Source organism: Micromonospora sp. NPDC005197, assembly GCF_040608295.1.
GTDB lineage: Bacteria > Actinomycetota > Actinomycetes > Mycobacteriales > Micromonosporaceae > Micromonospora.
In genome coordinates this window covers 1-11050 of the sequence record NZ_JBEXHY010000154.1, presented here as the reverse complement: position 1 = coordinate 11050, position 11050 = coordinate 1, and the positions used below count along the sequence as shown (strand labels likewise).

9 protein-coding genes and 1 pseudogene are annotated in these 11050 nt (G+C 71.4%); 4 read left to right on the top strand and 6 right to left on the bottom strand.

Features of this window, described 5'->3' with window-relative positions:
• Nucleotides 1-19: 19 nt before the first annotated feature.
• Entirely contained in the window at nt 20-1537 is a 1518-nt protein-coding gene (gene glpK, locus ABZU46_RS28445) for a glycerol kinase GlpK (protein WP_354862549.1), read from the bottom strand.
• Between the two features lie 47 nt (nt 1538-1584).
• Nucleotides 1585-2418: an MIP/aquaporin family protein gene (locus ABZU46_RS28440; protein ID WP_354862548.1), complete on the bottom strand. Its 834-nt coding sequence runs from the start codon at nt 2416-2418 to the stop codon at nt 1585-1587.
• 190 nt (nt 2419-2608) lie between these two features.
• Here ABZU46_RS28440 and ABZU46_RS28435 point away from each other — a divergent pair, with 190 nt between their 5' ends.
• The 3 genes from ABZU46_RS28435 (at nt 2609) to ABZU46_RS28425 (ending at nt 5909) form a co-directional block, all read left to right on the top strand.
• A complete protein-coding gene (locus ABZU46_RS28435; protein WP_354862546.1) occupies nt 2609-3376 on the top strand; it encodes an IclR family transcriptional regulator in 768 nt (255 codons plus the stop codon).
• Between the two features lie 42 nt (nt 3377-3418).
• Nucleotides 3419-4942, top strand: a complete 1524-nt coding sequence (gene glpK / locus ABZU46_RS28430; RefSeq protein ID WP_354862544.1) for a glycerol kinase GlpK — start codon at nt 3419-3421, stop codon at nt 4940-4942.
• A gap of 478 nt (nt 4943-5420) precedes the next feature.
• The gene (locus tag ABZU46_RS28425; protein WP_354862542.1) at nt 5421-5909 is read left to right on the top strand and encodes a hypothetical protein; all 489 of its coding nucleotides are present in this window, start codon (nt 5421-5423) and stop codon (nt 5907-5909) included.
• 173 nt (nt 5910-6082) lie between these two features.
• Here the strand turns inward: ABZU46_RS28425 and ABZU46_RS28420 are convergent, their stop codons facing one another.
• From ABZU46_RS28420 to ABZU46_RS28405, 4 genes are read right to left on the bottom strand one after another with little or no spacing between them, the layout of a single operon-like run.
• Complete coding sequence (locus ABZU46_RS28420) at nt 6083-6748, bottom strand: TcmI family type II polyketide cyclase (RefSeq protein ID WP_354862540.1); 666 nt, start codon at nt 6746-6748, stop codon at nt 6083-6085.
• 27 nt (nt 6749-6775) lie between these two features.
• Nucleotides 6776-8002 carry a cytochrome P450 gene (locus ABZU46_RS28415; RefSeq protein WP_354862539.1) on the bottom strand — a complete coding sequence of 409 codons (1227 nt, stop codon included), beginning with the start codon at nt 8000-8002 and terminating at the stop codon, nt 6776-6778.
• Nucleotides 7999-8310 carry an antibiotic biosynthesis monooxygenase family protein gene (locus ABZU46_RS28410; protein ID WP_354862537.1) on the bottom strand — a complete coding sequence of 104 codons (312 nt, stop codon included), beginning with the start codon at nt 8308-8310 and terminating at the stop codon, nt 7999-8001. The genes ABZU46_RS28415 and ABZU46_RS28410 overlap by 4 nt, the downstream gene beginning before the upstream one ends.
• 5 nt (nt 8311-8315) lie before the next feature.
• Nucleotides 8316-10583, bottom strand: a complete 2268-nt coding sequence (locus tag ABZU46_RS28405) for an FAD-dependent oxidoreductase (RefSeq protein ID WP_354862536.1) — start codon at nt 10581-10583, stop codon at nt 8316-8318.
• A gap of 279 nt (nt 10584-10862) precedes the next feature.
• Between ABZU46_RS28405 and ABZU46_RS28400 the strand changes: the two are divergent.
• Nucleotides 10863-11050 (top strand): annotated as a pseudogene (locus tag ABZU46_RS28400) (hypothetical protein); the annotation flags it as partial.

Genomic DNA, 11050 nt, shown 5'->3' with positions numbered 1-11050 from the left:
CTCGAGGGGGGGTGGGGCGTCAGTCGACGTCGACCCAGTCGAGGGTGCGCTGGACCGCCTTCTTCCACCGGCCGTAGCCGTTCTCGCGCTGCTCCGGCGACCAGCCCGGCTGCCAGCGCCGGCTTTCGTTCCAGTTCTCGCGCAGCTCGTCGGTGTTCTTCCAGAAGCCGACGGCGAGGCCGGCGGCGTACGCCGCGCCGAGGGCGGTGGTCTCGGCGACCACCGGCCGGCTGACCGGTACGCCGAGGATGTCCGCCTGCATCTGCATGCACAGGTCGTTGACGGTGACGCCGCCGTCGACCTTGAGGCACTCCAGGTGCACGCCGGAGTCCTGCTCCATGGCGTCGGCCACGTCCCGGCTCTGGTAGCAGATGGACTCCAGAGTGGCCCGGGCGATGTGGGCGTCGGTGTTGAACCGGGAGAGGCCGACGATCGCGCCACGGGCGTCGGAGCGCCAGTACGGTGCGAACAGGCCGGAGAACGCGGGCACGAAGTACACCCCGCCGCTGTCCTCCACCTGGCGGGCCAGGATCTCGCTCTGCGCGGCGGTACTGATGATCTTGAGCTGGTCGCGCAGCCACTGCACGGCCGAGCCGGTGACCGCGATCGAGCCTTCGAGCGCGTACACCGGGGCGTCGTTGCCGAACTGGTAGCACACCGTGGTGAGCAGCCCGGCCTTCGACCGCACGATCTCCGTGCCGGTGTTGAGGAGCATGAAGTTTCCCGTGCCGTAGGTGTTCTTCGCCTCACCCGGGGCGAAGCAGACCTGCCCGACCGTGGCGGCCTGCTGGTCGCCCAGGTCGCCGGTGATCGGGACTCGGCCGGCGAACGGGCCGTGCTGCCGGGTGCTGCCGTACGAGCGGGGGTCGGACGACGGCCGGATCTCCGGCAGCATGGCGCGAGGGATGTCGAAGAAGGACAGCAGCTCGTCGTCCCAGTCCAGCGTCTCCAGGTTCATCAGCATGGTGCGACTGGCGTTGGTCGGGTCGGTGACGTGCACCCCGTCCTCGACGCCACCGGTGAGGTTCCACAGCAGCCAGGAGTCGGTGTTGCCGAAGACGGCCTCGCCGCGCTCGGCGGCCTCCCGGACCCCGTCGACGTTCTCGAGGATCCACTGGATCTTCCCGCCGGAGAAGTACGTCGCCGGAGGCAGGCCGGCCTTGCGTCGGATGACGTCGCCTTTGCCCTCGCGTTCCAGGGCCGAGGCGATGCGGTCGGTACGGGTGTCCTGCCAGACGATGGCGTTGTAGTAGGGCCGGCCGGTCCGGCGGTTCCACACCACGGTGGTCTCGCGCTGGTTGGTGATGCCGAGCGCGGCCAGATCGGAGGCGGTCAGGCCAAGGGCGTTCATCGCGGTCTGGATGACCGTCTGGGTCCGCTCCCAGATCTCGAGTGGGTTGTGCTCCACCCAGCCGGCCTGCGGCAGGATCTGCTGGTGTTCGAGCTGGTGGCGGCCGACCTCGTTGCCGCCGTGGTCAAAGATCATGAAGCGGGTGCTGGTGGTGCCCTGGTCGACCGCGCCGACGAAGTCAGCCATTCGGGTGTCTCCTTCTGTGTCCGTCGTAAGGATTCGGGTCGGCGATGTCAGATGCGGGCGAGCTCGTCCTCGGCCGAGGTCTTCTCGGTGGCCAGGGCGCCCGGCTCCAACTCGTCCTCGCTGGGCAGGAAGCGGCCGATGATCAGCTCGTAGAGGCCGGCGCCGATGATGCCACCGACGAGCGGCCCGACGATCGGCACCCAGAAGTACGGATAACCGCTGGTGTCCTGGAAGGCCGTTTCGTAACCGGTCAGGAACGAGGCGAGGCGGGGGCCGAAGTCGCGAGCGGGGTTGATGGCGTAGCCGGCGTTGGCGGCGAAGGCCATGCCGATCGCCACCACGATCAGGCCGACGATCAGCGGGGCGAGGTTGCCTGCGGGCAGCGAGTTACGCGCGTCGGTGACGGCCAGGACGAGGAACAGCAGGATGGCCGTGCCGATGATCTGGTCACGCAGCGCGCCCCACTCGCTCACGCCGGCACCGGGCAGGGTGGAGAAGACGCCCTGACTCTTGCTGGTCAGGCCTGGGTCGAACCGGGACAGCACCTCGCTGTAGTTCCAGCGGATGATCAGGGCCGCGACGAACGCGCCAGCGGTCTGGGCCAGGGCGTACGGCATCACCTTGCGCCAGGAGAAGCCCTTGAAGACCGCCAGGGCGACGGTGACCGCGGGGTTGAGGTGCGCGCCGCTGATGCGGCCCGCCACGTACACGCCGAGCGTGACGCCGAGACCCCAGGCCCAGGCGATGCTGTCGAACTCTCCGGTTCCCGCCGCGGCCACCTGGGCGACCACGCCCACGCCGAACAGGATGAGAATCGCGGTGCCGGCGAACTCGGCGGCCAACTCGCCAACGAGCCCGGGCGCTTTCAACCGTTGCGCCATCTTGCCTCCAAAAACGGTGGGGGTGGCAGCCCTCCCCTCGGGGGAAGTGGAGGGTCGGTCGGTGACGCCGCGGTGCAGTAACGTCACTGTGCGGTGAACCGTAGGAAACCCTCGGTGCCGGGTCAACGAACCTCGGTCGACAATGCCGAACACTGTTGCGGCCGCCAAAACGCGATTAGCATTCCGCCCCATGCCGGGTCAGGTGCAGTCCATCACGCGGGCCGCGGCGATCCTCCGCCTGCTGGCCAGCAGCTCCGGCCGCCTCGGCATCGGGGAGATCGCCCGCTCTCTCGACCTGGCCAAAGGCACCGCGCACGGTATCGTCCGCACGCTCCAGGACGTCGGCTTCGTGGAGCAGGACAAGACCTCCGGCAAGTACCAGCTCGGGGCGGCCCTGCTGCACCTGGGCACCAGCTACCTCGACGTCAACGAACTGCGCTCACGCTCCATCAACTGGGCCGACCCGCTGGCCGCGCGCAGCGGCGAGGCCGTCCGCATCGGCACCCTGTTGGACGGCAAGGTGCTGGTGGTCCACCACGTCTTCCGGCCCGACGACACCCTGCAGACCCTCGACGTCGGGTCCCTGCTGCCCCCACACGCCACCGCGCTCGGCAAGGTCCTGCTCGCCTACGACGTCGGCGCCGCCAACGCGGTCATGCAGGGCGAACCCGAGCCGTACACCCGGCGCACCCTGGTCACCGCCCGGACCCTCAGCCGGGCGCTGACCGCGATCCGGGACAACGGCTGGGGCGCCGAGATCGAGGAGATGACCCTCGGCGAGGCCGGTATCGCCGCGCCCATCCGCGGCTACGGCGGCCTCGTCGTGGGCGCGATCGGGCTCTCCGGCCCGGTCGACCGCGTCTGCGACGCGCAGCGCCACCCCCGCCCGACGCTCGTCGCGTACGTCCGCGACGCCGCACGCGCGGTGTCCCGGGACCTCGGCGCGGCGCGCTGGTGATCCGTCCACCCTGCACCGCCATCCGCCCAGAGAGGACGAGGAATGACTGACAGCTACGTCGTCTCCATCGACCAGGGCACCACCTCGACCCGCTGCATCGTGTTCGACCGCCGGGGCAACCTCGTCTCCGTGGCGCAGCGGGAGCACCAGCAGCACTTCCCCCGGCCCGGCTGGGTGGAACACGACGCGCTGGAGATCTGGCGCAACGTCGGCAAGGTGGTGCCCAGGGCCCTCGCCCAGGCCGGCATCGTTCCGGGCCAGGTCGCCGCGATCGGCATCGCCAACCAGCGGGAGAGCACAGTGGTGTGGGACCGGCGAACCGGCATCCCGGTGGCGCCGGCGATCATCTGGCAGGACACCCGCACCGACACACTGGTGGAGACGCTGGCCCGGGCACCCGGCGCCGAGGACCTCCGGCAACACTGTGGGCTGCCGCTGGCCACGTACTTCTCCGGCCCCAAGCTGCGCTGGCTGCTCGACCACACGCCCGGGCTGTACGAGCGGGCCGAGCGCGGCGAGGTGCTTTTCGGGACGATGGAAAGCTGGCTGATCTGGAACCTCACCGGCGGCCCGGACGGCGGTCTGCACCTGACCGACGTCACCAACGCCAGCCGGACCATGCTGATGGACCTTCGCGCGCTCGGCTGGCACCCGGACTCGCTGGCCTTCTTCGGCATCCCGGCCGCCATGCTGCCCGAGATCCGCTCCTCGTCAGAGGTGTACGGCACCGCGACCGCCGTCCTGCCCGGCGTGCGGATCGCAGCGGCGCTCGGCGACCAGCAGGCCGCCCTGTTCGGCCAGACCTGCTTCGCGCCGGGCGACGCCAAGTGCACCTACGGCACGGGCAGCTTTCTGCTGCTCAACACCGGCACGGAGCCGGTGCACTCCAGCCACGGGCTGCTCACCACCGTCGGCTACCAGATCGGCGGGCAGCCGGCCGTCTACGCCCTCGAAGGCTCCATCGCGATCACCGGGTCCCTGGTGCAGTGGTTCCGCGACCGGCTGGAACTGATCAGTTCGGCGCCGGAGATCGAGACCCTCGCCCGCACTGTGGACGACAACGGCGGCTGCTACATCGTGCCGGCCTTCTCCGGGCTGTTCGCGCCGCACTGGCGCAGCGAGGCGCGCGGCGTGATCGTCGGGCTCACCTCGTACATCACCAAGGGACACCTGGCCCGCGCGGTGCTGGAGGCCACCGGCTGGCAGACCCGCGAGGTGGTCGACGCGATGAACGCCGACTCCGGCCTGGAGTTGACGGCGCTGCGGGTGGACGGCGGAATGACCGCCAACAACCTGCTGATGCAGTTCGTCGCCGACGTGGTCGCGGTGCCGGTGGTGCGCCCGATGGTCGCCGAGACGGTCTCCCTCGGCGCGGCGTACGCCGCCGGGCTGGCGGTCGGCTACTGGCCCGACCTGGAGGGGCTGCGCAGCAACTGGCACCCCGCCGCCCGCTGGATGCCCAAGATGGACAACGCCGTGCGCGCCGAGGAGCGGGAGAACTGGCAGCGCGCGGTGGAGCGCACCTTCGGCTGGATCAAGCCCGAGGCCCGGGCCGCCAACGAATGACCTTCGGGGGCCACCTCATCGATACGCCGATCCCCCATGCCTGCACCACCCGATTCCCGTTCGAGCCGTACGCCCGAGGATTAAACGGCGACACCGCGGCGGCCACCACTGGCACGTACTCGGCGAACGTCGGGGCTAGCGGACGGGCCGGCCCTACCTTTAGCCCGGCCAGCGACGGTCTGGCTCACGCCGCCTCACCGCCCGCCACGGCGGCGTGCACCCGCGCTCCATGGGTGCAACTGCACCTCGGCTACCTCTGCCCGGAACCGGTCCGGTCGGGGACGTTCTCGACGCAGACCAACCTTCGCCGCCCGCGGACCGACACGTGCGAGCACTACGGCACCCGTCGTCCACAGTCACCACGCGCCCCACATCCAGCTCCAGACTCAGGGCTCCGTGCTCGTCGGGCCTCTAATTGATCCGACCCGTCCGACCAGGGCTGGTAGCGTGCGCCGAACATGAAGATTGGGAAACATCGATGAACCGAACTCGACTCGTCCTGACTGGCTCGGCCGTTGCGGCGGCAATCGCGCTGTCCGGCTGCGATCCGCAGCCCGAATCTGCGGGCACTGCAACCTCGCCGTCCCCGGCGGCCTCGAGCGCCGCCCCGACCGGTAGTGCGGCCACCACCGCGACCAGCACCGCGGCCAACGACGCGGCCACAGTGAAGGCCTGCGCCGACATCAAGAAGGACATCAAGGACAACGCGGCTAAGGTCACCAAGGCCGAGAAGATCGGCCCGCCGGCCGGACACTTCGCGGTCAGTGCCCAGTGGGCCGCCGGCTCGGTCGCGATCCTGGCGCACTCGATGGGCGCCAACGAGGCAGTCACCGCCGCCAGCGAAAAAATCCAGAACGAGATGATGGGCCTGAGCGACGCGTACAACAAGTCCGCCGGCGCCAAGCCCAGCAAAAAGGCCCTGGAAGCCGCTATCAAGGAGCTGGACACCGCCTGCTCGGCCACCTGACCGGTTCGACCACGCAATCGGCGGTGACCCTCACCCGGACGGTCACCGCCGATTCGCGTGTCCGTGCGGCCTGCCGCACTGGTCGCGATGGACGACGCCGCCCGTCACACCCCGTACGCCTCGGCTTCAGCCCGGCGTAAGGGGGTGCGACGAATAGTGGTTTCGGCGCGGGTTCAGTCCTGCGCGCGCCAACGGTAGAAGACGGTCGCGACCTGGTCCTGCGGGCCGTGGCAGAGGTCCGGCCGGTACGGCTCCACGTAGGGGCCGAGATCCTGCATCACCTTGCCGAAGGCCGGCTTCTCGGCGTGCTGGTCCCGGGTCGCCTCGGCCGCCGACGACTCCTGCTCCAGCAGGTGCACGTAGACATCGTCGATGGAGTAGAGCCAGCGTCCGGTGACACCCAGGTCGGTCGGGAGCGACCCGGCGTCCGACTCGCCGAACACCCGGGCCACGTCCGGCTCGGCGCCCGGCTTGATCCGCCCCACGATCACGGTGAGCGTGGTGTCCTCGGGCGGCTCGCCCTCCGGCGCCCAGTGGTAGAACTCCTTGGCCACCGAGTCCGACGGGTTCTTCCAGTAGCGCGGGTACGGCGTCACGTACGGGCCGATCTCCTCGGCGATCTTCTGGAAGGCGGGCAGCCCGCGCGTCTGCCCGGAGATCCTCGGGTCCTGCTCGCGCTCGATCACGTGCAGGTAGAGGTCGTGGTGCGACAGCAGGTACCGGCCGATGACGCCGAGATCCTGGGGCCGGGTGGCCTGGTCGTAGTGGCCGAAGACGTTGCCGACGATCTCGTCGCTGCCGGGGACCATGTGGCAGACGATCACGTTCCGGAAGACCATGACGTGCTCCTTGGCTGGGTAGGCGGGCTAGACGGTGAAGGTGACCGGCAGTTCCAGCAGGCCGCGGAAGGGCGAGGCGGCGGGCAGTCGGCGCACCTCGGCGAGCGGGACGGCGAGCCGCAGCCCGGGCAGCCGGCGCAGCAGCGCGGAGAGCGCGAGCAGCGCCTCCATCCGGGCCAGCGAGACGCCCAGGCAGTAGTGCACGCCGTGGCCGAAGCCGAGGTGCGGGCCCCGGACCCGGCGCAGGTCGAGCCGGTCGGGGTCGGTGAAGTGGGCGGGGTCGTGGTTCGCCGCGTTGATCGCCACCCCGACGATCGCGCCGCGCGGGATGCGTACCCCCTGGTATTCGACGTCCTCGGTGGCGATGCGCGGGCTGGCCACCGGCAGCGGGCCGTCGAACCGCAGCAGCTCCTCGATCGCGGTCGGCAGCAGCCTCGGCGTGGTCCGCAGCAGCTCCCACTGCTCCGGGTGGGTGAGCAGCGCCAGCACCGCGTTGCCGAGGAAGTCGGCGGTGGTCTGGTGACCGGCGAACAGCAGTAGGAACGTGGTGGTGACCAGCTCCGCCTCGGACAGCGTGTGGTCCCGGTCGACCGCGTCCACCAGCGCGCCGATGATGTCGTCGGCCGGGTCGTCGCGCTTGGCCCGGACCAGGTCGGCCAGGTAGTGGTGCAGCCGCAGCTGGGCCTCCTGCACCGCCGCCCGTTCCTCGGCCGGGGGTCGGCTGGTCGAGCCGGAGGTGCGGATCACCTGGGTCCAGTCGAGCACCCGGTCGTGGTCGACCGGCGGCACGCCGAGCAGCTCACAGATGATCGTCATCGGCAGCGGGATGGCGAAGTCCCGCATCAGGTCCGCCTCGCCCTGCGGCACCATCTTGTCGATCAGCTGGTCGACGATCGCGGCCACCCGGGGCCGCAACGCCTCGATCCGCCGCGGCGCGAACGCCTGTGACACCACCCGGCGCAGGCGGGTGTGCTCGGGCGGGTCGGAGTTGAGCATGTTGCGGTTCAGGCCCTCCGAGTTCGGGCCGAAGATCCGCAGGTAGTGCTGGTCGGGCCCGTAGAGGTCCTTGGACAGCCGCGGGTCGGTCAGCGCCGTGCGCGCGTCGTCGAAGCTGGTGATCAGCCACGAGTCGAACCGGGGCGAGCCGACCGGGCAGACCGGCCGCTCGGCACGCAGCCGGGCGAAGGTGGGATAGGGATTGGCCGCGAACGCCTCCGTGTACAGCTCGCTCGCCGGCACCACGTCGTCGGTCATCGGGCCTCCCCCGGCTCGCTGTTCACACTGTGCAGCACCTGGTAGGTGTGTCGTTCGGCGGACTCGCGCAGCTCCCGGACCACGCGCAGCAGCCGGTCCCGGTGCGCGCTGCGGCCGAAGGCGTCCAGCCGCTCCCGGTCCGCCCAGTCGCTGATGACCAGATAGCTGCTCGGGTCGTCGGCGTCGCGGACCAGGTCCTGGTGCAGGCAGCCGTCCAGGGTGCGGATCTCCTCGGCGGCGGCGCGCCACTCCGCCTCGAAGCGCTCCTCGCACCCCTGCCGGGTCCGCATCGCCAGCACCGTGCGCACCCGGCTCACCGCGCGCCGCCGAAGACCAGGTGCAGGTGCTTGCGCAGCGCGTCGGCGTCGACCGGGGCGCCGCGGAAGCCGACGTGCCCGTCCGGACGGATCAGGTAGAGCCCGGTGCCGGCCAGGCCGTACCCGGCGCGGAACCGGCGGTCGCCGTCGCGCAGCACCGGCGGGTCGGCCAGGCGCGGCTCGGCGACGTCCGGGTCGAGCAGCAGGTACGCGTCGAGTTCCCCGCCCGCCTGCCGCCGCGCGTCGGCGCATAGGTCGGCGAACCCGGCCAGCTCCGTCGCGCCGGCCGTGGCGTCGGCGTAGAGCAGCAGCGTGTGCCGGGTGCCCCGGGTCAGGTCCCGCAGCCGCAGCGGATGCCCGACGCCGCGCCGGCGCAGACCCTCGACGTCCGGCGCGCGGTCGCCGGGACGGGGCGCGTCACCGAGCCCGGCCGGGTCGGAGACGGTCTCCCCGACCAGTGGGCTGCCGGCGTAGCTGAGCAGCAGGGACATCTCCTGGAGGAACTGCCGTTCCAGGTCGGCCCGGTCCAGTTCCTCGGTGCCGGCCAGCCGCACCGCGCGGCCGACGATCTCCTCGCCCTCCGGGCGCCGCTCGGCCTCGTAGCTGTCCAGCAGTCCGGGGGCGGCCAGCCCGCGTACCGCCAGGGCCAGTTTCCAGGCCAGGTTCCAGGCGTCCTGGATGCCGGTGTTCATGCCCTGGCCGCCGGCCGGCGGGTGCAGGTGGGCGGCGTCGCCGGCGACGAAGACCCGGCCGTGGCGGTAGCGGTCGACGATGCCGTGGCTGATCCGGAACACCGACGACCAGCGCAGGTTCGTCGCCCGGGTGCCGGGCGGGGCGAGGCGGTCGAGGGCGGCCTGCACGTCGTCGAGGGTCGGCTCGCCGAGTTCCTCGCTGAAGCCGGGCGGGGCGTCCTGCCCGCCGGTCCGGGCGAAGAACCGGGGTGGGGCCAGGGTGGCGATGCGGTAGCGGTGTTCGCCGCGCAGCGGCACACAGACCAGCATCCCGTCCATCCGCCCGTCGGTGGTGTGCAGGAAGCGCAGCAGGTGCCCGTCGGGCATGTCCCAGTCCACGTCGACGTCCACCAGCATGAACAGCTGCGGGAACTGGCCCAGCCCGCCGGTGAAGGTGAGGCCGAGCCGGTCCCGGACCCGGCTGTGCGCGCCGTCGCAGCCGATTAGGTACGCCGCGCGTACGGTCTCGGTGGCGCCGTCGGCGGTGCGCACGGTGGCGGTCACGCCGTCCGCGTCCTGGGTGAAGTCCACCAGTTCGGCGCCGCGCCGCGGGCGCACCCCGAGCGTGGCCAGCCGGGCGGTGAGGATGCGTTCGGTCTCGTACTGGGGCAGGCCGAGGTGGTCGTAGGGCAGGCCGGGCAGCTCCCAGCTCATCCGGTGGGTCTGCTCGCCGTTGACGAAGACCATGTTGCCGGTGAGCCAGATGCCGGCGTCCATCGCCTCCCGCACGACGCCCTGCTCCTCCCAGATCTCCATGGTGCGGCAGTGCACGCCGATCGCCTTGTCGGCCTGCCCGGCCGGGGTCGCCCGCTTGTCGATCACCCGGCAGTCGATGCCGCGCCGGGCCAGCTCGACGGCGGCGGTCAGCCCGGTCGGGCCCGCCCCGACGACCAGTACGTCCGTTGTCCTCTGCACATCGGCCTCCCTGCCTGTGGTGTCGAGTCGCCGGCCGTCCCCACCGGGCACGACGTGGAACAGGCGGCGTCGGATGTCGAGAAGGAACGGTGCGATCGGCCCGGCCTGCGCCGAGGCGTGAGCCGGGTCGCCGATCCAGTCGAGGAACTCGGCCGCGGTGTCCCACTCGGCGAAGATGTGGTGCACGTCCGAGCCGGGTTCGTGGAGCAGCTGCTCACGCCGGTAGCCCGGCACGGCGGTCATCCGCCGCACCACCTCGGGGTAGCCGCGATGGAACTCGGCGAGCCGGGCGCTCGGCACGGTCAGCTCCACGTCCACGTAGACCGGGCCGGTCCCGTCGCCGGTCTCGACCATCGGCGGGTAGTCGGGCGGGCCGGCCGGTTCGGTCAGCGGCCGGAGCAGGTCGGACAGGCGGGCGGCCACCGGCCCGTCCCGGTAGGCGCGCAGCGCCTCCTCGTCGGCCCACTCGGTGACCACGACGAAGCCGTACGGGTCCAGCGCGTCCCGCAGCAGCTCGTGCCGGAGGCCGCCGGGGAGCGCGCCGAGCTGTCCGGCGACGTCCTCCCAGGCCGGCCCCACCGCGGGCGCGCAGCCGGGCCGCGCTCGCAGCCGGAGCATCGTCCTGATCATGCCGCCCCCTCGCACCGTGCCGTCCTCGTGCCGCGACCCTGCCAGAGTCCGCGTCACCCGGTCGTCACCGGCGGCCCGGGCGGTGTGGCCGTGCGGTGACGCGGCCGGAACGCCATCCCCTCCCGGCAAGCCGCCGTCATGTAACTATCTGCTTGGGCATGACTCCTTACGACTTGGATACCCGTGCCTGGCAGGCCCGGCGCTTGGGTAGCTGTCCCGGCCCGCCGGCATGTTTTCTCGGTCCTAACGGGATGCGAGGCTGAACGCGTGGCTCCCCGATCGACGTACACGTGGGCAACCCCCGGCCGCCCGGTACGCACCGTGGACACGTCGGCCGTCCTGGTCGCGCTCGGCGCGTCGCTGCACCGCACGGCGCCGTCGCGAGCAGAGCCGACCAAGCTGGAGCTGGCTGTGATCACCGCGCTGAAGCTCGTCGCACAGCCGGTCATCGCGTA